The sequence below is a fragment of the Arthrobacter sp. StoSoilB20 genome (assembly GCF_019977295.1).
Taxonomy (GTDB): Bacteria; Actinomycetota; Actinomycetes; order Actinomycetales; family Micrococcaceae; genus Arthrobacter; species Arthrobacter nicotinovorans_A.
In genome coordinates, this window is sequence record NZ_AP024651.1 from 3,987,649 (window position 1) to 4,012,130 (window position 24,482).

At 61.1% G+C, this 24,482-nt stretch carries 33 protein-coding genes; 16 read left to right on the plus strand and 17 right to left on the minus strand.

Annotated features, from left to right (window positions below; all coding sequences use genetic code 11):
* Nucleotides 1–133: 133 nt before the first annotated feature.
* From LDN85_RS18050 to LDN85_RS18095, 10 genes are all read right to left on the minus strand, one after another.
* Complete coding sequence (locus LDN85_RS18050) at nucleotides 134–763, minus strand: SRPBCC family protein (protein WP_223943730.1); 630 nt, start codon at nucleotides 761–763, stop codon at nucleotides 134–136.
* Between the two features lie 79 nt (nucleotides 764–842).
* A complete protein-coding gene (locus LDN85_RS18055) occupies nucleotides 843–1,196 on the minus strand; it encodes a hypothetical protein (protein WP_026541989.1) in 354 nt (117 codons plus the stop codon).
* Between the two features lie 129 nt (nucleotides 1,197–1,325).
* The gene (locus LDN85_RS18060) at nucleotides 1,326–1,661 is read right to left on the minus strand and encodes a PRC-barrel domain-containing protein (RefSeq protein ID WP_223943731.1); all 336 of its coding nucleotides are present in this window, start codon (nucleotides 1,659–1,661) and stop codon (nucleotides 1,326–1,328) included.
* On the minus strand, nucleotides 1,648–2,070 hold the full coding sequence (locus tag LDN85_RS18065) for a hypothetical protein (RefSeq protein WP_223943732.1): 423 nt from the start codon (nucleotides 2,068–2,070) through the stop codon (nucleotides 1,648–1,650). The genes LDN85_RS18060 and LDN85_RS18065 overlap by 14 nt, the downstream gene beginning before the upstream one ends.
* Nucleotides 2,067–3,296, minus strand: a complete 1,230-nt coding sequence (locus LDN85_RS18070) for an Nramp family divalent metal transporter (RefSeq protein ID WP_026541992.1) — start codon at nucleotides 3,294–3,296, stop codon at nucleotides 2,067–2,069. Before LDN85_RS18070 ends, LDN85_RS18065 begins: the two co-directional genes overlap by 4 nt.
* The gene (locus LDN85_RS18075) at nucleotides 3,293–3,763 is read right to left on the minus strand and encodes a hypothetical protein (RefSeq protein WP_223943733.1); all 471 of its coding nucleotides are present in this window, start codon (nucleotides 3,761–3,763) and stop codon (nucleotides 3,293–3,295) included. The genes LDN85_RS18070 and LDN85_RS18075 overlap by 4 nt, the downstream gene beginning before the upstream one ends.
* Nucleotides 3,760–3,963, minus strand: a complete 204-nt coding sequence (locus LDN85_RS18080; protein WP_026541994.1) for a hypothetical protein — start codon at nucleotides 3,961–3,963, stop codon at nucleotides 3,760–3,762. Before LDN85_RS18080 ends, LDN85_RS18075 begins: the two co-directional genes overlap by 4 nt.
* A 118-nt stretch (nucleotides 3,964–4,081) precedes the next feature.
* Complete coding sequence (locus LDN85_RS18085) at nucleotides 4,082–4,345, minus strand: hypothetical protein (protein WP_223943734.1); 264 nt, start codon at nucleotides 4,343–4,345, stop codon at nucleotides 4,082–4,084.
* Complete coding sequence (locus tag LDN85_RS18090; protein ID WP_167332882.1) at nucleotides 4,342–4,500, minus strand: hypothetical protein; 159 nt, start codon at nucleotides 4,498–4,500, stop codon at nucleotides 4,342–4,344. The genes LDN85_RS18085 and LDN85_RS18090 overlap by 4 nt, the downstream gene beginning before the upstream one ends.
* A 230-nt stretch (nucleotides 4,501–4,730) precedes the next feature.
* On the minus strand, nucleotides 4,731–5,495 hold the full coding sequence (locus LDN85_RS18095; protein ID WP_026541996.1) for an IclR family transcriptional regulator: 765 nt from the start codon (nucleotides 5,493–5,495) through the stop codon (nucleotides 4,731–4,733).
* A gap of 113 nt (nucleotides 5,496–5,608) precedes the next feature.
* Between LDN85_RS18095 and LDN85_RS18100 the strand changes: the two genes are divergently transcribed.
* The 12 genes from LDN85_RS18100 (at nucleotide 5,609) to LDN85_RS18155 (ending at nucleotide 15,598) form a co-directional block, all read left to right on the plus strand.
* A complete protein-coding gene (locus tag LDN85_RS18100; protein ID WP_223943735.1) occupies nucleotides 5,609–6,988 on the plus strand; it encodes an SLC13 family permease in 1,380 nt (459 codons plus the stop codon).
* A gap of 25 nt (nucleotides 6,989–7,013) precedes the next feature.
* Nucleotides 7,014–8,249: a CoA transferase gene (locus LDN85_RS18105; protein ID WP_223943736.1), complete on the plus strand. Its 1,236-nt coding sequence runs from the start codon at nucleotides 7,014–7,016 to the stop codon at nucleotides 8,247–8,249.
* Nucleotides 8,246–9,097 carry an enoyl-CoA hydratase/isomerase family protein gene (locus LDN85_RS18110; RefSeq protein WP_026541998.1) on the plus strand — a complete coding sequence of 284 codons (852 nt, stop codon included), beginning with the start codon at nucleotides 8,246–8,248 and terminating at the stop codon, nucleotides 9,095–9,097. The genes LDN85_RS18105 and LDN85_RS18110 overlap by 4 nt, the downstream gene beginning before the upstream one ends.
* Before the next feature lie 65 nt (nucleotides 9,098–9,162).
* Nucleotides 9,163–9,753, plus strand: a complete 591-nt coding sequence (locus LDN85_RS18115; protein WP_026541999.1) for an AAA family ATPase — start codon at nucleotides 9,163–9,165, stop codon at nucleotides 9,751–9,753.
* Between the two features lie 32 nt (nucleotides 9,754–9,785).
* Nucleotides 9,786–10,253: a MarR family winged helix-turn-helix transcriptional regulator gene (locus LDN85_RS18120; protein ID WP_051421616.1), complete on the plus strand. Its 468-nt coding sequence runs from the start codon at nucleotides 9,786–9,788 to the stop codon at nucleotides 10,251–10,253.
* A 25-nt stretch (nucleotides 10,254–10,278) separates the two neighbouring features.
* Nucleotides 10,279–10,692 (plus strand): ester cyclase, encoded by a 414-nt coding sequence (locus LDN85_RS18125; RefSeq protein ID WP_026542000.1) that lies wholly within the window; start codon nucleotides 10,279–10,281, stop codon nucleotides 10,690–10,692.
* Nucleotides 10,693–11,054: 362 nt separating this feature from the next.
* Nucleotides 11,055–11,510, plus strand: a complete 456-nt coding sequence (locus LDN85_RS18130; RefSeq protein WP_026542002.1) for a hypothetical protein — start codon at nucleotides 11,055–11,057, stop codon at nucleotides 11,508–11,510.
* A 165-nt stretch (nucleotides 11,511–11,675) separates the two neighbouring features.
* The gene (locus LDN85_RS18135) at nucleotides 11,676–12,017 is read left to right on the plus strand and encodes a hypothetical protein (protein ID WP_035761067.1); all 342 of its coding nucleotides are present in this window, start codon (nucleotides 11,676–11,678) and stop codon (nucleotides 12,015–12,017) included.
* Between the two features lie 217 nt (nucleotides 12,018–12,234).
* The gene (locus tag LDN85_RS18140; protein ID WP_026542004.1) at nucleotides 12,235–13,197 is read left to right on the plus strand and encodes a hypothetical protein; all 963 of its coding nucleotides are present in this window, start codon (nucleotides 12,235–12,237) and stop codon (nucleotides 13,195–13,197) included.
* Between the two features lie 145 nt (nucleotides 13,198–13,342).
* Complete coding sequence (locus LDN85_RS18145; protein ID WP_026542005.1) at nucleotides 13,343–13,846, plus strand: sigma-70 family RNA polymerase sigma factor; 504 nt, start codon at nucleotides 13,343–13,345, stop codon at nucleotides 13,844–13,846.
* Nucleotides 13,847–13,848: 2 nt separating this feature from the next.
* On the plus strand, nucleotides 13,849–14,718 hold the full coding sequence (locus LDN85_RS18150; protein ID WP_202900183.1) for a hypothetical protein: 870 nt from the start codon (nucleotides 13,849–13,851) through the stop codon (nucleotides 14,716–14,718).
* A gap of 532 nt (nucleotides 14,719–15,250) precedes the next feature.
* Nucleotides 15,251–15,598: a hypothetical protein gene (locus LDN85_RS18155; RefSeq protein ID WP_155854629.1), complete on the plus strand. Its 348-nt coding sequence runs from the start codon at nucleotides 15,251–15,253 to the stop codon at nucleotides 15,596–15,598.
* A 93-nt stretch (nucleotides 15,599–15,691) separates the two neighbouring features.
* On the opposite strand, the gene LDN85_RS18160 is transcribed toward LDN85_RS18155, so the two are convergent.
* From LDN85_RS18160 to LDN85_RS18175, 4 genes are all read right to left on the minus strand, one after another.
* Nucleotides 15,692–15,922 (minus strand): hypothetical protein, encoded by a 231-nt coding sequence (locus LDN85_RS18160; RefSeq protein ID WP_026542009.1) that lies wholly within the window; start codon nucleotides 15,920–15,922, stop codon nucleotides 15,692–15,694.
* Between the two features lie 195 nt (nucleotides 15,923–16,117).
* On the minus strand, nucleotides 16,118–16,576 hold the full coding sequence (locus tag LDN85_RS18165; protein WP_155854630.1) for a T6SS immunity protein Tdi1 domain-containing protein: 459 nt from the start codon (nucleotides 16,574–16,576) through the stop codon (nucleotides 16,118–16,120).
* Between the two features lie 120 nt (nucleotides 16,577–16,696).
* Nucleotides 16,697–17,242: a hypothetical protein gene (locus tag LDN85_RS18170; RefSeq protein WP_026542011.1), complete on the minus strand. Its 546-nt coding sequence runs from the start codon at nucleotides 17,240–17,242 to the stop codon at nucleotides 16,697–16,699.
* Nucleotides 17,243–17,705: 463 nt separating this feature from the next.
* The gene (locus LDN85_RS18175; RefSeq protein ID WP_026542012.1) at nucleotides 17,706–18,440 is read right to left on the minus strand and encodes an NUDIX domain-containing protein; all 735 of its coding nucleotides are present in this window, start codon (nucleotides 18,438–18,440) and stop codon (nucleotides 17,706–17,708) included.
* Nucleotides 18,441–18,547: 107 nt separating this feature from the next.
* On the opposite strand from LDN85_RS18175, the gene LDN85_RS18180 reads away from it, so the two are divergent.
* From LDN85_RS18180 to LDN85_RS18195, 4 genes are all read left to right on the plus strand, one after another.
* Nucleotides 18,548–19,567, plus strand: coding sequence for an SPFH domain-containing protein (locus tag LDN85_RS18180; RefSeq protein ID WP_026542013.1), 1,020 nt, complete (start codon nucleotides 18,548–18,550; stop codon nucleotides 19,565–19,567).
* Between the two features lie 9 nt (nucleotides 19,568–19,576).
* Nucleotides 19,577–20,479 carry an NAD(+)/NADH kinase gene (locus tag LDN85_RS18185; protein WP_026542014.1) on the plus strand — a complete coding sequence of 301 codons (903 nt, stop codon included), beginning with the start codon at nucleotides 19,577–19,579 and terminating at the stop codon, nucleotides 20,477–20,479.
* A gap of 119 nt (nucleotides 20,480–20,598) precedes the next feature.
* Nucleotides 20,599–21,687 (plus strand): type I restriction endonuclease, encoded by a 1,089-nt coding sequence (locus LDN85_RS18190; RefSeq protein WP_026542015.1) that lies wholly within the window; start codon nucleotides 20,599–20,601, stop codon nucleotides 21,685–21,687.
* A gap of 325 nt (nucleotides 21,688–22,012) precedes the next feature.
* Complete coding sequence (locus LDN85_RS18195; RefSeq protein WP_223943737.1) at nucleotides 22,013–22,765, plus strand: hypothetical protein; 753 nt, start codon at nucleotides 22,013–22,015, stop codon at nucleotides 22,763–22,765.
* Here the strand turns inward: LDN85_RS18195 and LDN85_RS18200 are convergent.
* Genes LDN85_RS18200 through LDN85_RS18210 form a run of 3 tightly spaced genes read right to left on the minus strand, consistent with a single transcriptional unit; the run spans nucleotide 22,762 to nucleotide 24,448 of the window.
* Complete coding sequence (locus tag LDN85_RS18200; protein WP_035761070.1) at nucleotides 22,762–23,265, minus strand: GNAT family N-acetyltransferase; 504 nt, start codon at nucleotides 23,263–23,265, stop codon at nucleotides 22,762–22,764. The genes LDN85_RS18195 and LDN85_RS18200 overlap by 4 nt on opposite strands.
* Nucleotides 23,266–23,282: 17 nt before the next feature.
* Entirely contained in the window at nucleotides 23,283–23,675 is a 393-nt protein-coding gene (locus tag LDN85_RS18205) for a hypothetical protein (protein ID WP_026542017.1), read from the minus strand.
* Entirely contained in the window at nucleotides 23,675–24,448 is a 774-nt protein-coding gene (locus LDN85_RS18210) for a class I SAM-dependent methyltransferase (RefSeq protein ID WP_223943738.1), read from the minus strand. The genes LDN85_RS18205 and LDN85_RS18210 overlap by 1 nt, the downstream gene beginning before the upstream one ends.
* Nucleotides 24,449–24,482 lie beyond the last annotated feature (34 nt).

Here is a 24,482-nt window from a genome sequence, read left to right on the forward strand (position 1 = left end):
GTGGCCGGCCCTCCGTAGAGCTGTCTCTTGGTGCTGTATCCAGTGTGAGCCAGTCATCATCTTGGCGCCAGTGACTTCCCACGCACCGCCGCGGATACAACCCCGTGCTGGAACCGCGGGCTACAGTCCCGGGCTACAGTCCCGGAGCGCGTGGCTGGGGTGGTTCAACCGGTCCCTCGCCTGCTGAAGGTGCGGCGAGGTCAGGATCGACGGGAGGAAATTCGGCTGTTACTGCTCCACCGCTGCCAAAAGTTTCCCCCGTGTCATCAACGTCGCCGCCGGATACCGTGCCGCGCCAAGCCCCGGTTTCATGGCCCTGGGCCTCGATGAACTTCTTGAACTTGTCCAGGTCCGCACCAACCCGCAAGCTGTCCGCACCCAGTGCTGAACCTGCTTTTTCGGCGAGGCCTTCGGGTTCCCACACAATTTCAACATTCACCCTGGTACGGCCGGCGTCGAGGGGCTCGAAGCTGACGGTTCCCCCGTTGCGGGGACCGTCAACGCTGGCCCAACTCACCAGGGAATCCGGCACCTGCTCGATGATTTGTGCGTTGTATTCGCGCTTCACCCCGCCCACGTTGGTTGAAAAGTGCAGGCCCGTCTCGTCAATTTGCTCTACTGCCTCCACACCATTCATGAACTGGGGGAACGTCTCGAACTGCGTCCACTGGTTGTAGGCGACAGATACGGGGACATCTACTTCAATTGACTTATTGACCGTTGCCATGGTTTTTGCTCCTTCGATCCAGTCTCGGGTGCTCATGCTGTAATGCTGGTGGCGCGCCATCCAGCTGGCTGCTTAACCAGTGGCGCGCCTGTCTTAAGCCCGCCAGCCAAAGCTCTTAGCCGGCGTCGAAACTTTCTTCGTCATCATCGTTGGGCGACTCTTCCTCCGGAAGGTCGTTGCCGCTGCCGTCCGGCAGGTCCCCATCGTTGCCGTCAGGCTGGATGGACTGCTCGGTGAGGTACTGCTCGTCGGTTCCGCCGTATCGGCCTGCGCCGGGCTCTCCGGAGCTGTCGGAATCTTCCGGATCCAGGTGGCTGAGGTTCGGCGCGCCCGTACCTTCTCCCAATGAGGCCTCCTCAATGTCTTCTTCCACGCGGGGCTGTGCTTGGCCTCCGCCGGCTTCCTGCTCTGCGGTGGGGGTGCCGTAGCCTCCCACTTCCTCTTCCGGTGTGGCATTGTGCTGGTCCATGTGAACTGTCCTTTCCCTGAGCGGTGGAACGTGTTTATGGAACACTTCGAACCTATAAGGCCCCTTAGTGGCATGTCCATGCCTTTGACGATAATAGTCAGCAAACTTAGTAAAAGGCCATTCGAGGCCTTAAGGCTCCACCGCGGAACGGTAAGCTTCGAACCCCGGACGCAGCTTCACTTCCCGCGGTCCCATGCTCGCAATGTCCTCCCACAGCACCAGGAACGATCCCCGGTGCCACCACCGCAGGAGCTGCGCCACGGGCCAGGGCTGGGAGATACGCTGGCGCTCGAACCCCAGGAACGAGGACGCGGTCCGGGGACTCACCACGATCCCCACCATCCTGGCCTGGCTCAGGAGTTGCCCCGGGGCGGCGTCAACGGCGAACCGCACATCCGACACTTCGCCCAGCCGCTGCCCGTCGCTGTCCACCACGTCGCTTCCCAACATGTCATTCAGGATCATGGCGCCCGCCCGGGATCCGCGCGATGACATGGTTCCGCAACCACCGCTCCACCCATGATGCATCCAGCGAGTCCGAGCGGACGCCCAACGTCACCACAGTGTCCACTCCTGCCACCACACTCCACGGAATGCGGATCAACCTGCTCGACGGCGGCCTGCCGCCGAAGATGCGCGTCCCCAACACCGGCCCTGTCAGCAAAGCCGTGATACGCGGCGGCTCAGTGCCCTCCGGGATCAACTCGTCCGGCTCGGGGCCGCTCAGCTCGATATCGTCCACAGTGGTGACGGGGACGCCGTCGACGTCCAACATCTGCCGGTCCAGCAAGTGCAACTGGGCATCGAGCACCAGTCCTGCCGGCCACGGGGCAGGCCTGATGGTAGGCGGTTGGATGCGTTTGGCCTTACTCACGCTCCTGCTCCTGTCGCAATCATCAGGGGAATGGCCGCCAGGGAAGCCACCAGAATGATGACCAGGTAGACGAGCCCGGCAATATTCACGGCCCGGTTGTTCACGTGCTTGCCCATGTATTGGGGGTCGTTCGCCACAATCAGAATCGGCAGGTACGTCAGGGGTAGGGCAATCGCGGAGAAAACCACTGAGTACTCCGTCACCAGGATGGGATCGACCCCCGTTGCCAGAACAGCAACACCAGCCAGCAACACCACCATCATGGCCACGTGGAAGCGCGAGGCCTCCGCAGGGCGGCGGAACTTGCCCCACGGCCACCCGAAAAACTGCGCCAGCGTGTACCCGCTCGAAAGCGTCGTTTCCAACGCCGCACCAAAGGTAGCAGCCACCACGCCAAGGATCAGGACAGCCAGCGCCAGCTGCCCGCCCGCCTGCGCTACCGGCAATGCCACCTGCGACAACGTTGTGACGCTGATGCCGGCGGGCAAGAGCACGACGGCGGCGCAAGCAGCGATCGCCAGCGACAGGAACCCGCCCAGCGGGAAACCCAGGAGAACATTGATGCGCGACTGGACCAGGTCTTTGACCTTCCAGCGCTCCTCAACGGCGCCGGAGGAAAAGAAGAACACCTCATAAGGGGTCATGGCAGCTCCGAAAAGGGCAATGGCGTAATACCAGTACGTGCCGGCACCCTCGCTGCCGGGAACGGAAGGGGAAAACGCCTGCCCGGCCAAGGCGCCCCAGTCCGGTTTCAGGAGGAAAAGCGCCACCGCAAAGACCACCAGGGACAGGCCCACAAGCCCGGTGACGTTCTCCATGATGGAGAACTTGACCCGCCAGATCACCAACCACACGGCCAGCAGGGCGAACGGGACCCAGAGCATGTAAGACACACCGCTCGCCAGCTGGAGGGCCAACGCGATGCCGCCGATCTCCGCCGTGACCGTCATGAGGTTGATCAGGAAAGACGCGCCCAGGTTGGCCAGTCCGGCCCTTGGTCCCATCCGTTCACGGATGACCTCGAAAGTGGCCCGGCCCGAGACAGCCGCTACGCGCCCGGACATGTTGGCAAACAGGCAAATACCCACGACACCGACCACCACAACCCATGCCAACGATAATCCGAAACGCGAACCCACCACGGCATTGGTCACCAGGTCCCCGATGTCGACAAAGCCCCCGATCGCTGTCAGGATGCCAAGCGCAACACCGAGGAGCCGCTTCACTGGATGCCGGCCTTTGCCATGAGACGGTCCAACTGCCCAGTGGCAACGCGGAGTTCTTCCCGCACTGCCGACAGTTGGGACTGCCCCTCCCCAGGGCCGGTGGCCGGTGCGCCCAGGACGTCCCGGGCGTGCAGGAGGGCGCGGGAAATGGTGGAGAAGGATGCCAGGAGATCGTTCCGGACTGCGCGCTCATCCTCCAGCGGGGCCTTCACGCCATGGACTTCATGGGTGGCCGACTCCACCTCGCCCAGCATGTCATCCACGGCGGTGGAGGAGGCGGCCGCCGTCGTGCTGTCCTCCATCCTCAGGTCCACCGCGAGGCTGGCCGCCCGGACTGCCGAGGAAACTTCCTTGGCGGGGCGTTGCAGTGCGTCGGCGGCAGACGCCGGTGAGCATCCAGTCAGCACTCCGGTCATGACCGCCAAGGATGCGAGGAGAACAACCAGGCATCGCGCGGATCTGCTCATGACGGCTGCGGAACCTCACAGCCGCCCTGCGGGTCCAGGCCCGTGTAATTCAGGGGGCCCGCGACAATATTCAGGGCTATGGTTGCAAACTGCGAGCACTGGGCAGGCGGGGCACTGAAATAACCCCGCTGGCCGGCCGCAATTGCGCCGATAACGAGCCAAACAACAACGATCAGCCCGATGATTGAACCGATACGCATTTCTTCACCCATCGCAAAACGTGCAAATTCACGGAATTAGTGGCGAAGGGCAGGAGAAGGTTCACCAACAGCGCAGCCGCGGACAGGAAACCTCCCGCCCGCGACCATGCTGTACCGATCAATCCGTGGGATTTGGTTCGGTGGTCAGACCACGGTCGTCCGCGGTCCCTTCGTCCTTTTCTTCTGCCGGTCCCGGCGGGTTGGCTGACTCGCTGGGACCCGCGTCGACGGCGTCGTCCGTGCCTTCGGGCGACGCATCGTCTACGGGTGCCCGGCCGCTGGATTCAGGCGCTCCCGGGTCCCTGGGGATGGGGTTTCCGGGGGTCGTGGTTCCATCGCGAACCTGGGCAAAACCGGCTACTTCACTTGGATCAGTGGTCATACGCGCGACCGGCCACGGCCAAGGACCCAGCCCAGGAGGGCCAGCACCAAGAGGATGATTCCCACCCACAGCAAGAAGCTGAGGGCTTGGTTGAATCCACCCACAAGGAGCAGGATGATCGCGATTACGCCGGCGATTACTAAGAGTGTGTTCATTGAGCTACGCATCCCTTCAATAAATTGTGTCTATTCAGGAAGGCGTCCGCTGGTACCCCACAACGGGGCGCCACCCATGCCAACGGGCACCGATCGAAGAAATAGTTCTCCATATCGCTTTAGTACCCCTCGGAAACAGGTTCAAACGGAACCGATACTCCAAGGAAGCACGTCCACAGCATCATGATAAGCGCGCATTTGTGTTTCGGCGACGTATTTTGAAAGGAAACTTAGTAGCCCTTGGCGGAAAAGGCTCCGAGGGCGCGGCTGATCTCCCGGGCGGTGCCGGCGGCGGCCTCCCCATATTCCTGATACTTGTCCGGGACAATCCTGCTGGAGGGGCCGGAGATGGAGATGGATCCGGCTGCCACACCACCGGGGCCAAGCAGTGGAACGCCAATGGAGGTAATCCCCGTACTGAGTCCTTGCTCGTTGATGGAGTACCCGCGGGCGCGGGTGTCCACGATCATCGTGCGAAGCTGCGCGGGATCCACCACGGTTTGTGGGGTCAGCGCTTCCAACGGCCCGGCCAGGTACTCGTCAACAAAAGCCTCGTCGGCAGCGGATAAGTAAGCCATTCCCGTGGAGGAGGCGTGCATCGGCAGCCTGGAACCCAGCGGCAGGAACGCCCTCAGGACGTGCGGGGTGTCCAGCCGCTCGATGATGAGCATGTATCCCCGGTCCGGAACCGCCAGGTGGACGGTTTCCGTGGTGTCCAGCTGAAGTGCGTTCAAGGGCCCCATGGCAGCGTCACGGATTACCGATCCGCTGCTCCCCCGGCTGGCTACAGCGAACGCATGGTTGGTCAGCACCCACTTGCTGGACTGGACCTCGGACTGCGCCACCCAGCCCAATTCGGCCAGCGTCCTGAGCATGCGGAGCACGGTTGCCTTGGGAACGTCCACCTCACGGCTGAGCTCGGACAGGCCGGCTGGCTGATTGTCCGAGACCGCCTCCAGCACCCTGATGGCCGTGACGACGCTCTGCGTACTCATGCAACCCTCCCGCTTGACCCACTACTTCCAGTGCCCTACATTACAGGCGACTTCCCAAAATGAACCGTTGGTTCATCCAGTGAACCGAAGTAGTTTGATTGGAGACCGGGCCTATGGAATTACAGATACTCGCCTTGGCCATCTTTGTAGGCGTCTTCGTCCTGGCAACCCTGCGCAAAGTGCACATCGGAGTGCTCATGTTCGCAGCGGCAGCAGGCGTCGGCGTCTGGATGGCCGGAATGACCATCGAGAAGGTGGTGGCAGGTTTCCCCATCGGGATCCTTGTCCTGCTTGTCGGGGTGACCTACTTCTTCGCGATCGCCCAAGCCAACGGGACCATCGATCGAATCATCGAGATGGCCATCGCCAAAGTGGGTGACCGCGCTTTTTTCCTGCCCTTGGCCTTCTTTGCCCTCACTATCGGCATCTCCGCCATGGGCTCGCCGTTGGCGGGACTGGTGATGGCACCCATCGGCATGCCACTGGCCAAGAGGTACGGCATCGACCGCATGCTCATGGGCCTGGCCATCGGTTCCGGCCTCAGCGCCGGAGGATTCGCACCCACCAGCCTGTTCGGCATCGTCACCTACGGCACGGCAAGGGCGGCCGGAATCGACCTCGATCCACTGGTCCTCTTCAGCGTGGCCCTGGGTACCAACATCCTGCTTCTGGCTGCCGCCTATGTCCTCTTCGGCGGGCTTAAGCTGCTCAACACCCGCACGGCTGACGGTTTCGGCAGCAACGTGCCGCGCTTCAGCGCAAGCCGCCCAACGCCGTCGCACCCTTTTGAGCGCGAAGGCAACATTGCGCGGGGCAAGCAAGCCGCCGAACAGGCCGTCCAGGTCCTGGACGAACCGGCCCCTGAGCCGCAGCCTTCACGGCTGAACCGCAACCAGATCATCACCGTGCTGTGTATGGCCGGACTGGTTCTGACCGTCATCCTCATGTCAGTTCTCGGTGCAAGCCCGGACATCGGCGTCCTGTGCTTCGCCTTCGCCTCGGTCCTCACGCTCTGCGATCCCCTGTCCGGCAAATCGGCTGTGACCAAAATCGATTGGTCCACAGTCCTGCTGGTGGGCGGGATCATCACGTTCGTCGGAGTCCTTCAGACCATGGGAGCCGTCGCATTGCTCGGCCAAGCAGCCGGCGCCGTCGGGACGCCGCTGCTTGCGGCCCTGGTGATTTGCGCTATCGGCGCCCTCGTCTCGGCTTTCGCTTCCACCACCGGGATGCTCGCCGCCCTGGTGCCCCTGGCACTTCCGCTGGTGGCCTCCGGAGACGTCGCCGGGTGGGCTGTCATTGCCGCTCTGGGCGTGTGCTCGTCGATTGTTGACGTCTCGCCGTTTTCCACCGTCGGCGCCACGTTCGTGGCCACCGTCGACGCCGATGAACGCCCCCGCATCACCAGGCTCCTCACCCGTTGGGGCTTGTCCATGGTGATGGCAGGGCCGCTCCTCCTGGTAGGCGCCCTGGTGCTGCCATCCAGCCTCTGAACCCTTTACAGACAGGACAGAAACCATGCTTCAACCACTCCGCGGAATCACCGTGATCGACCTCAGCCGTGCCCTCGCCGGACCCTATTGCACCGCGCTCCTTGCCGACATGGGCGCCAGGATCATCAAAGTCGAGAGCGTCAACGGTGGCGATACTGCCCGTCAATGGCCCCCGTTCCAGGACGGTCACAGCCTCTACTTCGAGTCCGTCAACCGCAACAAAAGCTCCGTGTGCCTGGATTTCTATTCAGCCGAGGGACGCGAAATCCTGGCCGGCTTGATTGCCGACGCCGATGTCCTGGTGGAGAACTTCAAGCCCGGAACACTGGAGAAAATGGGCTTTCCGGCATCCCGGCTTGAAGAGCTGAACCCCGGGCTCGTGGTGGGATCCGTTACCGGCTTCGGCAACACGGGCCCCCTCAAGGACGACGCCGGACTGGACCAGGTGATCCAGGGAATGTCGGGGCTGATGTCCGTCACTGGACCGGGGCCTGGCTCGGCATACCGGGTGGGCGTACCGATCGTGGACATCACGTCCGGAATGATCTGCGCGTTCGGGATCGTGTCAGCGCTCTTGGGGGCACGGAACGGCGAGCGCCCTGGCCGAGTGTCCACTTCCCTGCTGGAGACCGCCCTGAACCTGTCCGCCTTCCAAGGGCAAAAGGCGCTCAGCCTCGGCGAAGCACCTGCTCCCCAGGGCAACAACCACCCCGTCATCGCCCCTTATGGCATGTTCGCCACAGCCACGGAATCCATCAATATCGCCGTGGGCAGCGAGAAGCAATGGCGCGCTTTCTGCGGTCTGCTGGGCATGCCCACCGCCGTGGAGGATCCCCGCTTCATCACCGGCGCGGACCGCTCGGCCAACAGGGACCAGCTGACGGAGCTCATAGAAGTTGCCCTCTCCGCCAAGCCCGCGTCCGAGTGGGTACCCCTGATCAGCGAGGCAGGCATCCCCTGCGGCCCCATTTACAACTACATCCAGGCGCTGGCCTCGGAGCAGGTTGCCGCCCTGGGACTCGTCCAGCACGGCCAACGCCGCGACGGATCACCCCTGCCCCTTCTCCGCGGGCCGCTGACCCTGGATGGCGAGGCCAGCGAAATTCTGTTTCCCCCGCCGCTGCTGGGCGAGCACACCGCCCAGATACTCATGGAGCGTGGAATGACGCTCGACGACGTCACCCGGCTTGAGCGCGAGGGCCGCCTTGTCTGCGCACCGGCTTCCGCGCAGGTACCGGAAACGATGGGAGCACAGCGATGACTGTTATGTCCCCTGCGGCAACTGCCCGTCCCGAGGTTTCCCGCGCGGGCCACATTTCCCTTTCCGTGGTTGACGGCGTGGCCACCGTGGAAATCAGCAACCTCTCCCAGCGGAACGCCCTGACCCGGGCCATGTGCCGGGAGGTACAGGAGTTGATGCCGCGGTTGGACGCCGATCCCGACGTCGCAGTTGTGGTGCTGCGTGGGGATGGCAATACGTTCTGCGCAGGGGCGGCCATCAGCGAACTAGCGTCAGTGCTGATCGATCCTCAGGCGGACGGTTCCACCGTGGATCACCTCAGCGCAGCCGATGCTGCCATCGCTTCAGTGTCCAAGCCAACGGTGGCCCTGGTGGAGGGTGCCTGCATGGGTGGCGGCTGGCAGATTGCCTCGGCCTGCGACTTCATCATCGCCAACGATCAGGCCGTCATTGGGCTGACCCCTGCCAAGATCGGCATCATCTACCCGCGGCCCGGTTTGGAACGGCTCATCCGGCAGGTAGGTCATGCCAAGGCGAAGTACATCCTCCTCACCGGACAGACGTTCAGCGCCACTGAAGCCTGCGCGCTCAGCCTGGTGGCCGACGTCGTGCCTTCCGAATCTTTTGAGGAGAAGTGCGCAGCGCTGGTCAGTACGCTCCGGAGCCGTTCGCGGTTCTCGATGCACGCCATGAAGCGACTCGTGGATCTAACCGACTTAGCGGATGTTCCCGGTTCCAGTCTGGCGGTCATTGAGCAAGAGTGGGCGGAGGCGTGGTCCGCGATGCCGGATAGTCCTGACATGGGGATCGGCATCCAGGCCTTCCTGACCCGGGAGCAACCCCAGTTCCGGTGGCAGCCCGGGGCGTGAGCCCCGCCACACCTCGGGACAAGAGGGCACCTCCCTTCGTTGGTCAGGAAACGAGGGGAGGCCTCATGCTCATTGTTCTGACAGGAATTGACGGTTCAGGAAAAACGACGGCGGCCCGCGCCTTGGTTGAATCGGCTCGCGCTGAGGGCCGGGATGCCCTGCTGCTCGCCAACCACGCTGCCCGTCGGCGACTATCCCTGTGGTCCGAGCGGTACGGGTGGAAGCTGCCACCCCGCGCGGCCGACATCATCGAGACCACCGTCCGGCTCTTCAACGTGCTGGTCAACCATGCCCGCGCCCACAAGTTCGACGGGTTGGTGGTGATGGACCGCCATCTCCACTGCCAACTCGCACTGCGCCAGGCCAACGGGCTCGGCCGAGGCAGGCTGATTCCATGGCTACTTGGGAAACTGCCCACACCGGACCTTGCAGTCCATTTCGACGTCGATCCCCGCCTTGCCCACCAACGGGTCACGGCCCGCGGGACCGACAACGAGACCATTGCTGACTTGCAGGCCTTCCGTTCTGCGTACCGTTCGCTGCCCGAGTTCGATGACTTTGTGGTGGTGGACGCCGGCGGGACCCAGGAGCAGGTGCTGGCGGGGTTGAATGGGTTCATCGCAGGGATCGGAGCCACAAGCATTCCAAGGAACTAGGTTCCATGGAAACTAAATGCTAGGCTTCCGATATGAACAAGGGCATCGAAATCCGTTCCCTGTACCCCCTTTTCAGTGAACTGACCCGGTTGGAAACGGAACTGTGGGACGGGCTCGATAACACTCTTCGCAAGGAGCACGGCCTCCCGATGAGCAGATTTGAGCCGATGGCTGTCATGGATCGATTAGGTGCATGCCGGGTTCTGGACGTAGCCACGGCTCTTGCGATTTCAGTCGGCGGCACCAGCAAGCTCATTGACCGCATCGAAAAGTCCGGTTATTGCCGTCGGAGAAACAATCCGGATGATCGCAGGTCCTCCCTCATCGAGCTAACCGCTGAAGGGCGCACCATCCTGGAACGTGCCCGGAAGACAGTTGACGCCGAACTTGAACTGCGGCTCGCTCCGGCGCTGAGCCAGCAGGGCGCTGAGGAACTGATGGAACTGCTGAGACGTCTTCGAGATGTCAGTCCGATGGCTGCAGCCGAGCGATACAGCTGACCCGCTAAGTAAAGGAAGCAAGCAAATGACTGAAGAACTTCGTGAACGCATGAACCGTTTTGTTGAATTCATCAATACAGCCGATGAGCAGATTGGTGATGAGATCATTTCACCATCGGCCACGTTCCATGTGCCCTTCCTGCCCGAGCCGGTCCAGGGCCCGAGCGGCTACCTCCAAATCATCGGGATCATGCGGCAAGCTTTTCCCGACGTCCAGTGGTCACTGGAGGAGACCGTTATTGAAGGAAACACCGTCGCCGCGCGATTCACGCTCCGGGGCACCCACCAAGGAGAATTCCTGGGCATAGCGGCAACCGGTAAAGCTATACAGGCGCAGGCAATGAACATCTATCGCTTCGTAGACGGCCAAATCAATGAAGAACACGGCCTCCCTGACCTCTTTGGGCTCATGATGCAGATCCAGCCTGCCGAGGGGTAGGCTCGCGTGCCCCTGCTGAGGTCCGCTCCTTTTGCGGGAGCCTCCTCGGACCTGTTCCTCTGGCATTCGACTGATTGGCTTGCTCCCGCCCGCCCGCCGGGTAGGCTCGCCCCATGCCAACCACGGCGTTTTTTTGGGGGATTTCATGAGTGCCAAAACCAGACGCAGCCTGCTGGTCTTCGTGTTCGGATTCGGGACGTACGTTGCATTACTGAGGCCTCTGGGCTTTATTTATGCCCTTCTGATCGGTTTCGTCGTAGTTGCGGCCGTTCTATATGTTGATCGGCTGGTGCAATCGAAACGTGCGCAGAGGAATTCACTGAGCGAAACGCACGATCTTGAGCGGCAGTAGAACGCCAACGATGATTTCGGAGGCCGGGATCAGCCGCGGCTCTCAGAAAGTCATCGCAACTGTGGTGGGCCTGCTGTGCGTCTTCATCATCGTGACCGCAATTCCCAGTGGCGTCCTGTTGATCAGCGCAGGGCTGGTTGTGCTCATTGCGCTCCTGACAGTCTCAGTACTTCGCATCAGAGTGACGGTTGAAGCCGCTGAGCAGAGCCTAAAGGTCAGATGCCGGCCGTTCTACTCCAAGGCGATCCCGCTGGAGGACATCATCGATGCCTCCCCGGCACCGTCCAGTTCCTTGACTGAAGGCTTCGGCGTCCGGTACTTGGGCCAGCGAACGTGGGGACTGTTGGTCGGCGGTCCGGCCATGGTCGTGGAGACCCCCACCCGCACGTGGTTGATCTCCACGCCTGACCCCGGGTCCACAGCCACGGCGGTCCTGGCCCACGTTGGCAAAATGAAGGACAGATGACTTCCAAACGGTATGGCAGTTTCGGCCAGCCCGCCTTTCAGTTCGGAAGGCTAGGCTAGGGCTTCACCATCCTTGGGGGAATGAATGGCACGTGTCTGGAAGCTTTGCTGCGCAATGGTTATTCTCTTTGCTTTGTCCTCCTGCGCTCGTCCAAGCATCGAGGAAATGGGCCAACGGACCATCCGGGAACGCGCTGCAGAGGGCATGGAGTGGTTCACCCAATTCACTGCCAACGTAGATACATCCGACCGGGATCAGGTGCGCTCACGGTTGCAAGGAGTTAGTGCTCCATACTCGTTCGGCTGGGACCCCGACGGTAACTTCTTCGCCGACCGGTACTACCGCGAACATCTCACCACCAGTGGTGGCTGGTGGGCGGAGCAGCGGACTGTCAACGCATGTGTCCGCTACACGGCGAATGCCGGGGGTCCCGTCATGGCTTCGGTCGCCTGTCCGGACGAGCCCCCGTTCACAGAACGGGTCGACGAACACGTCTCCATTCCTTGAATGGATGGGCCGCCATGTTCCGGCAAAAGTTCCCCTTGGGCCCTGCAATGCCCTTTGGAAGGCCGGCTTACGGGCACTTGAGCGGCCCTCCCCCATGGAAAAGAATCAGGTTTCGAAAAGATCTTGGAGTCGGGTGTAATTACTCGTTCTTACCTGGAAACAATATGTGTGAGCAGGCTGATCTGCTCGGCTCGTCCAAGGGGGAAGGAACCCAGCCATGAAGTACCGCCGATCCGACTACGCGAAGTTTGCCACGCTCACATCGCTTGCTCTTGCACTTACTCTCACTGCCTGCGCGCCGGCTGCACATGTGGCTGCAACGTCAACCACAGCTGCAGCTTCAGAGGAAGTCCCGGCCTTCACACTGCCACCGGCTGTTTCCGTGGAAGAAGAGATTCCCTCCGCCGGATCCGGGGCTGTTACGCAGAACGATGAGCCTGCCACGGCCGCTGTTCCGGCACCTGCAGCAGTCACACCGGTTATTGCGACGCCGTCAAGGTCAACACCGGTTTCAGTGCCGGCAGCACCCCTTGTCCCTGCCGAGCCTACGGTCCCCGTTTCAGAGGTGGCCACTCCGCCGGCAGTCAACGTAGAGGCGCCGGTTACCCCCGTTGTCCCCTCAACACCGCATGTCTCCCCTAGCTACGGAAATGGCACGTACACCTTCCCGGACGGCCACATCTCCTTCGATGTGCCAGCAGGCTGGAGTATTCAGGTGGAGCAGGATTCGTATAACGAAAACGCTGAAAATCCCGGTGGGAAAGAGAATTCGCTGGTGGCCTACATCTTCGACGAGACCGGCGGCAAGGTTGCCCACATCTCCAGCGGAGGTACAGGCGGTCTTGTTGGAGGACCAGTCAACCGCAAAATCCTCGACTCCCAGGAACTTGGCGCGTTCCAAAGCCGCGATGGCGCTTCGCACTTCGTCTTCGTTCGGGATGACTATCCCTTCCCTGATTTTCCGGTCCGTTACTACATGGGGGTTGTTGCTGATTACTTCATGACGGAAGGCCCCGGCAGCACTTCCCTGAACAGCTTCATGATCATGCCGAACGGCGTAGCAACAGCGGTAGCCGAGATCGACGCGTCCATGACGGCGGAAACCGCTGAAACGTGGATGAAAACGGACCAATACGTCAAGCTGCGGGCACTGCTGACCAGTCTTCGCTACGCTGCCTGACCACGCGCTCCAGATGCCCGGCAAGTCAACCAGAGGCCTGCCGGGCATCTCTTTTTAAGTTTTCGTCAGTTATGTAAGAAACAGCCTCCTGCCGGAAACTAAGTGTTTGAATCGTCAAGAGCTAGCCCGGGGGAAAGAAATAAAGATGTTGGCTACCAGAGAGCAGGAACTGAGTGCTCTTCATGCTGAACACTTCAGCCGCATCTACCAATACATCGCGTATCGGATTAATGACCGGGAACGGGCCGAGGAGCTGGCCAACGACGTGTTCCGGATCGTATGGGAAAAAATGCCGGCCGAACCGCCTGGCATTGGGTGGCTGATAGCGACAGCCCGGAATGTTCTGGGCAACGAATACAAGGGCCGCCGCCGCCGGGAAGAGCTCATGGTCCGCCTGGCAGAGGAGGTACGCATCCAAAGCGCCGAGAGCAACGGTGACCATCAGGCTGAGGTCGCTGACGTGCTTTCCAAGCTCAAGGACCGGGACCGGGAGATCCTCATGCTCTCCTACTGGGACGATCTCAACACCGCCGAACTGGCAGAGAGCCTGGGATGTACGGCGTCGGCCGCGGCCGTCAGGCTTCACCGGGCCCGCAAGGCCTTCGCGAAAGCCGCCCCTTCACATCTCATGACAGAACGGGAAGTCTAACCATGGACCGCATCGAACAACTCATGAAGAACGCCAAACCTTCACTACCCGCACCTGGAACAAGCCCGGGTGTGCTCCCGACCCGGTCGGAAGTCTTTTCCACCGACCCCGAGGTCGTGCCGATGGCTCAGCGCAGAACGCGCCGGACCCCCTGGGGCGCCACTGCCGGCGTGGTCCTCGCAGCCGCAGCCGTCGTCGGGGCCGTGGTGGTTGCCGGGAACCTTACGCCACAATCGGCGCCGGCGCCGGCAACCACGAACACAGCAACTGCCTCGGCCACAGCAACGCCCACGGTGACACCAACACCAACAGTGACTCCGACACCTACATCGACACCAACGCCATTGTCGACGGCGGAGGCCACCACAGCGCCGACGCCGACAGTTCCGGTGATACCACCGGTTCAAGCCCCGACGACTACCGCACCGACAACGGCACCGGCCGGTCCCGCCGCGGGCGCTTGCGTACCTGCGAACATCGACATCCGTCGCAACGACCAGGTCCGGGCGATCAAGCCCATCCCGGAACCGGAGCAGCAGTATTACACCGTGCTCGGTTGCGCTGAAGGCTGGCTGGCTTACTCCATCTCCGATGCCGGTATCAAAGCCATCGGGCTGGATGGAGGCAATGTTTATTACAACCTCGCCAGATTGCAGGACAACGGACGGTACCTGTCAGACTTCGGAGAGATGTGGACGAGCGTCTATAACTGGGAGTTTCAAGGCTTCGCGGTCCAGAACGACCCCGCCAAAAAGTTCGCCACTCCGCAGGGCTACATGGATGCCGAATTCGCCGCGAACGGCATTCCCGTCCGGTTGAGGGTGCAACTTGTTGGACCGGGCCCCGCCACACCTGGCGGAGCAACCCCCTAAAGCAGAGAAACTACAGATGGAATCCATCAATCCGCATGCTCTCGTGATGTTAGGTGTCGTGATCGTTCACCTCATCGGAGTGACGATCGTCGCCGCATCCGCCGCCGCAGTAATGACCGCAGCATCCACCGGAGCCCTCGCCGTACGGACCATCAGAAGAACATGGACATGGGTACAGCCGCCCGTGGATGGAACCAGAAGACTCTGAAGCGACCGGCAAGGGATTTCCAGCGGTCGTCGCACCCAGTTTGTTGTGAACGTTCCTGCTAACGGGCCAGCCCGAAGGACCTGGGTGTATGTGTAGCGTTTAGTGCACCTTCACCGGGCATTTTGCGCGCGGGTCTTACGGGAATCCGAATGCCCCAAGGCGTCAAGGGCTTGGCGCGGAGCTCCAAGCGAGTGCAGAGCGACCGGTTAAGGACCGGCTCACGGGCGCGCGCCCTAAGGCGTGTTGCCTGTGGCGACTGATGTATTTTTTAGAAAAAGGATGGACGCGATTGAGTTTGGTCGTTTAGCCAAAAGGATGAAAGCCATGCGCATGCCAGCACCGAACGACCTTGCTCACGCGCCGCTTTGGGAGATATACATCGTCGCTCAAACCGTGTCCGCCACTCGCGGTCAGATCCCTAGACATGCTCTCGCGGTGGGTGTGGAGATCCTTGGTGTCAAGATCAGGCTGCTATTCCAGCTCTCGCAGGTCACTGACGAAGATAAAACTGACATGGAGGACATCCTCAGTGAGCTTGAGGCCCTTGTCGGTCAAGACGTCGAGGTGGACTCCGCCTACGAGATTCGAAAGGAACGCCGAGTCTCACTGGATGGAAGAGACAATCTTTGGTGGGTTTTCCTCGCCCGGATTGATGAGACGCCATCTGAGTAACCCACACCGAAGCCTTCGGGAACTGTGCTTGCTTTTATCCGTGCCCGCGTGCCGATCCTTCACCGGACGTCCCTGTTCGACGAACTAAGTGGACTATTGACCAGCGTCTGCCACGCGGTACCGCGCTTGCGCGAGCAGCTCGGTGTAATTTGCTTCGAAGGGCGCGACAAGAACTGACTCAAGGTCAGATTGAATGTCCCACAGGACCCGTTTCTCGGCCTGATGAGTAACTACAGGGGCCTTACCGTCGTTCAAATGACATAGCCAATCGAACAACACCAGTGCTTGATCCTCGTCGAGTTCGATTGTCACCTGCTCTGGCATACCACGTCTTACCTTTCCCGACAGAACCTCGGTCCGTTAGTTTACCGCTGCTGTTGGCCCACCGCCGGGAGCAAATCCGGCGGAGGATCCGGTATCGGTTTGTGTGCGTGTAGGGCTCCGACTCCGCCCGCCGGTTTGCCTAACTCCGGCTGCTGCCTTCGCCCGTACATCGCGGGCCGGGGACATACTTAGCGTCTACTTCAGTGAGACACCGCTAATGGGAGTGCCGGATGGAAGGTCCCGCACTTGGCCATGAATTTGACCGGCCAGGTTGAGCGCCACGACGAAGTCGCTCAATGCAACGTTGCTTAGTTCGGTTGCACCGCCGAGAACCGGAGGGATTTTGAAATCGTAAATCTCGAGTTCCCCGGGCTTCAGGCCGGCCTCATCGGCGCCTGAGGCCAGTCCAAGCATGAGGTACTCATCCTGACCGGCGCGGGAGTTTAGGGACTCGGAGAATTCCTTCTCCGTTGACCATCGGTGGCTTAGCTCGCCGCCAACCACGTCAAGAAACCAGAATCCATCAGTGCTTTGTAAGAACACATCGCCAAAGGGCGATGTGAACAGCGGTTGTTTGCCCGCCAGCTCTAGAAACGTCCAGGACTCGAGAGCGCCCGCATAAGCGTCATTAGGAAAGCGACGGATTGGTTCCATGCTCTGACAGTACTGTGAGCGCGCTGCAAACGCCCGTCCGGTCAGGGATCGGCTTATGCGCACGGGCCACTTCTGGACTTCTCAGTCTCTACCCGTGCACTGCACTAATCCTCGCGCCCTTTAGGGCTTTGATTGTTGCTCCCCCAGGGTGCGGTGCCAGTACTGGCCGTCGATGCTCATAGAACGGAGTATTTGGTCTGGGCGTGGTTCCGTCCAGACCTCCAGCAGATACCAGTCGAGGAGTTGTTCGGTGAACTCACCCTCAGCGCCCTCGTCTCGTCCCTTTTCGCTGGCCCGGAGCCGATATGTGCCCGGGAGGATCGCGTCCAAAGCGCCGCTGGTTTCAGCCGCCCAGGAGCTCCATTTCAACGTTCTTCCAGCGGGGAGAGTGAAAGATACTTCGACGATGTCCTCCCACAGCGCGTCGTCAGTGGCGTCCGGGGGCCGCTCTTCGGTGAGGATGATGCGAAGAGCAGAGCCCCCTGAGCGGCGGCCAAAGTGAACGTACAGTCCCGCAGGGTCGGACGCGCCAATTAGGCCATTGACTTGCCCCTTGAAGAACTGTTCGGGGATTCCATTGAAACCAACACCGTCAGCGAACTCCTCGCCCCATGTGAGATCGAACTGACCGTAGTCAGTATGAGCCCTCGAATCCTGTGGGACCACCGAGGCTTGCCACGCACGACTGCCTTACGTTGTGCAGTTGCGATACGAACAGCAGACACCCGTCACGAACCGTTAGCCCCTTATCGAGCTCAGCCTGCACACGGGGATCCATGCTGCCGGACTCAAGGAAGGGCTGGGCCAAGACACGGAGAGGCCGCATAGCGTCGTTCATCATCTCTATCACCACAAATTCATACTGTCATGACCCCGGAGGACAACTCGCTCGTGAATATGCGGGCCAATTCAGGGCATCGTCTTTGCGCTCTAAACCGGGGGCTCACCGGAAGCTTCTGTGTCCAGTAAGGGATCCCCTTAGGCGACAACGCAAACGTGTCCCAATTAGCCGGAGTTTTGCCTGAGCCCGGAAGCGCTAACTCCCAACGATAATCATTGGTGCGTGAAGGTTCGTTCTTGTTAGCTCTACAACATCCCGAAGCCGCCCTCCAACCAAAGGGCCAGCCACTCAATCCCTCGGCCGCATCAGCGGCGGGTTTAGCACCGCACGGGCCGGGTGGCCCGGCGTCGGGCGCGCTTCGGGGGCGAGCCTGAACAGCGCAGCCGGCCGTCCGGCGTCGCCCGCTGTCATCCGCCCGGTGTCCTCGAGGAAACCGGGCGTCCCGGTCGCTTTCCGGTGGAAGTTCCGGGGGTCCAGGCGTGTCCCCCACACAGCCTCGTAAACGGCCCGGAGCTGCGCGATCGTAAATTCTTCCCCACAGAAGGCCGCGCCCAACGGCGAGTATTCGAGTTTCGACTTGGCGCGTTCCAAGGCGTCGTCGAGGATCCGCGGATGGTCGAACGCCAGTTGGTGCGTCCCGTCGAGGACCTCCCGCACCGGGTACCAGGCGGCCTGCTCAGCGTCGCTGCCGGCTGACAACACCGGGAAGTCCGGCGCGAGCAGCAGGTGGGCGACGGTCAGGACGTCGCCGCGGGGGTCGCGACCCTTGGGGCCGTAACTTCCCAGTTGCTCCAGGTGCCCGGGAAGATGCTCGACGCCGGTCTCCTCCGCCAGTTCCCGGCCTGCCGCTTCGAGCAGGTCCTCGTCAGCGAGCACGAAGCCGCCGGGGAGGGCCAGCTTTCCTTTGAAGGGCTCGATGAGCCGGGTGATGAGCAGGACGTTCAGCTGGCTGTTACGGACAGTGAGGGCGACGACGTCCACCGTCACCGGGAAGCGCTCGGGGGCGGAATGGGATGCAGGCATGTATCAAGTGTAGGAAGTTATCGTCATGTTGACAATAAAGATTCCCCGACTCTATCGTGTAGTTATCGTCAAAACGACGACAACAGAAATGTGAAAGCGAGAACATCATGGCCACCATCAAGCGCTACCCCTGGATCAGCCACTTCCTTGGCAGCCCCACCGGATACGTCGTCCACCTTCAAAAGGGCGCCGTCAAACACCAGGGAGTGGGCCAAGCCTTCTTCTTCCGCCCCGCGAACTCCGTGTTGAGCGAGATTCCCGTGGACGACCAGGAGCTCCCTACCCTGTTCCACGCCATCACCCGCGACCACCAGGACGTCAGCGTGCAGGCCAACGTGACGTACCGCTTCATCGATCCCGTGGCTGTCTCCACCCGCCTGGACTTCGGCCTGCAGACCGCGGGCAAGGCACCGGCCACCGGACGCGAGCAGGTCTCCACGATCATCGGCCAGCTGTGCCAGAGTCACGCGATCGACCAGATCGCCACCACCACACTGGCCGAGGCACTCGAACGCGGAGTCAGCCAACTCCGGCTTGTCCTCACCGAGGCACTGCGTGCAGACGCCCGGTTGCAGTCCACCGGCATCGAAATCCTCGGCGTGCAGGTGTTGGCCGTCCGGCCCGAAGCCGACGTCGAACGCGCCCTCCAGACGCCGGTGCGTGAACAGCTCCAAGCCGAAGCGGACCGGGCCGTGTACGAGAGGCGGGCAGTCGCCGTCGAGCGTGAACGAACCATTTCCGAGAACGAGATGGCGAGCCAGATCGAACTGGCCGTGAGGCGTGAAAACCTGGTAGCCCAAGAGGGTGCAAACGCCCGCAGGGCAGCGGAAGAGAAGGCCGCCGCAGGCTTGATCGAGGCCCGGGGCTCCGCTGAACGGCAGGGCATTGGCGCAGCGGCCGAGGCAAACCAGATTCGCCTCGTTGGTGAAGCCGCCGCTGCCCGCGAAGCCGCCACCATGGAGGTGTACCGCACTATGGATCAGGCCACGCTTTTGGCACTGGCTCTGAAGGACGCGGCGGGCAGCCTGCCGAACATCGGGAACCTGACCATCACTCCGGACCTGCTCAGCGGAGCACTTGCCGGGCTGTTCAAGGAACCCACCGCCACTGTTGAAGCCACCAAGTAAGGACCCATCATGGCCACCCCGCGCATCGTCATTGTCCACCGGCGGACCGAACTCCAGGAACTCCTGGACCGACACGCCACCCGCGGCCAGGCCGAGTTCTTCCTCCGCACCCGCAGCCGCAGCATCCAGGACGTGCAGGACCGGCACGATCACCTCACCGCAGCCCTGGCAACCATCCGCGCCGCCGTGCCGTCCGATTGGCGTCAGGCCGAAGTGGAACGCGCAGACCTCAGCCGCTTCCTGCTCACCGCCGAGGACATCATCGCCGTAGTGGGGCAGGACGGGCTGGTGGCGAACGTCGCCAAATACCTGAACGGCCAGCCGGTGATCGGTATCGACCCGGAGCCCGGCGCCAACCCCGGCGTCCTGGTCCGCCACACTCCGGCAGCGGCGGCAGCGCTGCTGGCCACTGCCGACATCGGACGGCTGCGCTGCCAGGATCTCACCACAGTGACGGCAACGCTCGACGACGGCCAGCAGCTTTCGGCCCTCAACGAAGTTTTCGTCGGACACGCCTCACACCAATCGGCAAGGTACGCCGTGACGGCACCCAGTTTCACCCAGCCCGGCGGGCAAACCGAGCGGCAGTCGTCGTCGGGCCTGATCGTTTCCACAGGCACCGGCGCCACCGGCTGGTGCGCTTCGATTGCCTTGGAACGCGGCGGACGGGCACTGCCGGCACCCACCGATCCTCGGCTCGCGTGGTTCGTTCGCGAAGCCTGGCCCTCACCCGTCACGGGCGCTTCACTGACGGAAGGTGTCCTAGAAGCCGGCGAAGCCCTGCGGATTACCGTGGCGTCGGATCAGCTGGTGGTCTTCGGCGATGGCATTGAGGATGACCGGCTGACGGCGTCGTGGGGGCAGGAAATCACGGTGCAGCTGGGGCAGAGGCCGCTGCGGCTGGTTGTTTGAACGTGATTTCAAGGACTGAGTAGCATCGACGCAAAATCGATAATTTCGCGTTGCCGCGTTTTCCCGGGGTCCTCAGCTAATGTTTGGCTCAAGTGTTGAATTCAGACCATGGGGGTCAAATGGAATTTGCAGAACGACTGTCAGCATTGGCAGCCAAAGTCCGTCAGCAGCGGGGCGTTATCGAGACGGAAGAGGCCACGAAGAACGCATTCGTCATGCCTTTCATCTCTTCGATCTTGGGTTACGACGTCTTCAACCCCTTGGAGGTTGTCCCCGAGTTCACCGCAGATGTCGGAGTAAAGAAGGGTGAGAAGGTCGACTATGCCATCGTCAAGGATGGCGAAATTCAGATTCTCATTGAGTGCAAGAAGTCCATTGAACCGGTGAAAATCGAGCACGCTTCCCAGCTGTTCCGCTATTTTGCCGTAACCAATGCAAGGATCGCCATCCTCACTAACGGCGAGATCTACCAGTTCTTCACTGATCTCGATGCTCCCAACCGGATGGATGCCAAGCCATTCCTCGTCTTGGACCTAAATGACATCGACGAGACGCTCCTGCCAGAGCTTCAGAAGCTCTCAAAGGACGTCTTTGACTTGGATTCCATCATCAGTGCGGCGGGTGAACTGAAATACATCGGAGAACTGAAGAGGACGCTGGCAGCACAGTTTCGCGAGCCCGAAGATGAATGGGTAAAGTTCCTGACGTCCCGTGTTTATACGGGTGCCTACACTCAGCGTGTTCGCGAGCAGTTCACGGCCCTGGTCGGCAAAGCCACAAAGCAGTTCCTGAATGACCAAGTCAACGAGCGGCTCAAGAAAGCGCTGGGAGCACAGGCTTACTCACCGACCGACGACATTGCAGCCGCAGCCGTCTCGAGTCAGCCAGTCGTTGCGGCAGATCTCGCAGACGCAGACGCCCTGGAAACCACCCTTGAAGAAATTGAGGGCTACCAGATTGTTCGCGCGATCGTTTGCAGTGAAGTGAAACCCACCCGCGTCGTACAGCGCGATGCAAAGTCATACTTTGCCGTGCTCTTGGACAATAACAACAGGAAGCCAATCGCACGCCTCCACTTCAACCGAGCGCAGAAGTACATCGGCCTTTTCGACGCCAACAAGGACGAGACCCGCATTCCCATCAGCTCACTCGATGAGATCTATGAGCATGCCGAAGTTCTCCGCGCAAGTGTGAAGAGCTACCTCTGATTTGGGCCAGCAGCCAGCTGGCCACTTCATTTCCTCAAGCGCGAGAAGCAATTAGTCCACTCGGTGTAGTCTTGGCGGTTGGCCCTCCTCCTGGAGGCTGGGCACTCCATTCAAGACTCAAACGAGGAGCCTCGTGAGCCAGCCCGAGCAAACTGTGCAGCATTCCGTGCCGTCCGGGAAACCACCCAGTACTCCCGGACGTGACGCTCTGCGGGGGTGGCTGATAGGGCTTTTCGCCGGCGTTCTTGGCCTGGCGCCTTGGTGGATCACTGGAGCCACCCTACCGCTACAAAATTTGTGGGCTACCCAGGTTTTGCCAGCGCAGATGCCTCCCGCCCTGCTGCCCCTGAGCCAGTACGAGGCGACCACTATCCTGGCTCTTCTCACAGTTGGTGGGGGTGTTGCCGGGCTGGCGGTTCGCATCTGGTCGCCCGTTCGCCGTCGACTCGTTACGTGGTGCGCCGCCTCCGGCGTCCTCGTGGTGCACTTCACCGCCACCATCCAGTCGTTCACGGTACTCAAAGAAGGGCTATTGCCTGGAAGCCTGTCCGGGCTTTACTTCGGAGGTCTTCTGGCCGGCGTTATCGGTTGCGTACTTGCAGCGCTGCTCGCGTTATTGCTGATCGCTTCACCTTCAACGGTCAAGGCGACCATTGGGTTCGGACTCATGGCCATACCAGTAACCTCATGGGCCATGGTGTGGGTGGTGAACGTTGTGGGATTCCTGAACGTACCAACCGCTGTCCCAACCGTTGCCCGCTGGGTGCCGGCCGTTTTGGTCGGTTGCGCGCTGGCTTGGTGCGGGCTCCGGCACGCCCGTCACGTGGTGGCTTGGGTGCTCAACCTTGTCTTCCTGTGGTTGCTTCCTGCACTCTTCACCACGGTCCAATCCGTCCTTGGCACACGTGTACTGGCTGGAGATATCCCCGAGATGCTCGCGATGGGACGCGATGTTTTCGGCCTGGCCCTTGGTCCAGCCGGAGCGGCACTTCCGACGCTTTTGCTGGCCTTGGGCATTGGTCTTGTAGGTGTCGGGGTTCAGGCTGTCGCTGCTCGGCGCTCCCCGGCTGCCCGCTAGTTCTGGCGGGCCGTACGGACCATCCGGATGTCCTTTACGCCGTCTTCAACCTTCTCCGCCCCGTCGGCAACAAAACCGTTCTTCCGGTAGAAGGCCTGGGCTCGTGGATTGGGGTCCGCCACCCACAGCACGGCAGAAGCGGCAGGGTTGATCACTGCGTTGAGAAGGGCAGCTCCCACACCCGAGCCGTGGGACGAGGCATAGGCGTAAAGGACAAACAACTCCTGCGGCTCTTCTGGAAGATCAGAAGAGGGACCTGACATGGCAACGCCGATCAATCTGTCGTCCTGCAAGGCAACAGCAACGTTGTTCTTTTCATAACGAGGATCAGTCAGCGCTGCGGTCCAGAATTTCTCGCGCCATTCCAGGAGCCCGGGATCGTCCAGCTCAGAATCGCTCATCAAGCCCCGGTACGTTTCGCGCCAGGTATCCACATGCACTTTTGCCATGACACTCGCATCCGCAGGATCAGCACGACGCACCTCAAAGTTGATTGCCATGGCTCAACGGTACCTACTCAGCGGATCGGTACCACCACAACCTGAACGTCGTCCTCGTAGAGGACACGTCCCGGGGCTGATGAACGAAGTTCCTGCCATTTCACGTCGTGACGATCCAAGAGGTCCAAATAGCCCGGGACCCTTGTCAGCAGATGAGCTGCGCTGGTTTTGAACCACGCTTGGGCGTAAGGGTTGATGGTGCGGTCATACACCGTGGGATCTATGAGGTTGGGATCAGGGTAAGCGGCGTCGTACCAAGCATTCGCGGTCTGCCACCACCGGTGATCCTCTTCGCTTAGCCTTCCGTCCTTCGCCAGTCCGTTGGCCAGGCCGAATATGCCGACGTAGATTCCGCGGGCATTTACTTGTGTCGACTGGTACCTGACAAATTCAAGGGCGGTTTCCAGCATCACTCCTTTGTTCGGGCAAGTGAGCGAAGCTTGAAAATGATGATTCCGAGGTACTTGTTCATCCATGCCAGCTTGTGGGGATGACGATGGCCTGCATCCTCAGATAATTGCGGCTCAACGGCGGACTCTATCCATAAACCCGCAGCGCTAAAGATATTGAGCAAATCAGAGATCGTGTAAGCCCGCTTTGTCAGTGCAATGTGTTCGTTCCATCCGCTGCGATAGGAGAACGTAGTACCGGAGAAGTACTCCTCACCTAACGACGTGGAGTTTTTTTCGGCTCGCTCCAACGCATATCGGATGGGCTGAGTTCTAGTCAACAGAATGTAGCCGTCATCCTTCAAAAGCGATTTGGCCTCTCGGAGTGTACGAACCGGGTCGGGCGTGTATCCGAACGACTGAAGAAACAGAATGCTGTCGAACTCGCGTCGCGCGAGTTCAGGAATCGCTTCCAAATCGGACAAGTCGCCCTTGATGAGTTCCAGGCCTGGGGGTCTATCAGCGACGAAGTTCCCGCTGATGTCGACACCAATCGAAGCAACGGCTCCGTCGCGAACCAATTCAACGAGCTTTCCCCCATTGCCGCAGCCAAGATCCAGCACTGAGCGCCCTGAAACGTCACCCAGAATTTCGCGCTGAGCAGGCCACTCCACCAGCCGGTCAAGCGAGTCCTCGCGGGCCCGGGCCTTTTCGTAGTCCGGCGCGAGATCAACCCACGGCTTTCCGGCCTCACGCAGCCTTTGTTGCATATCTTGGTCGTCTGGCCTCGTCACCCTAGGAACAATACCTTCCTGATTGCCCGTGTAC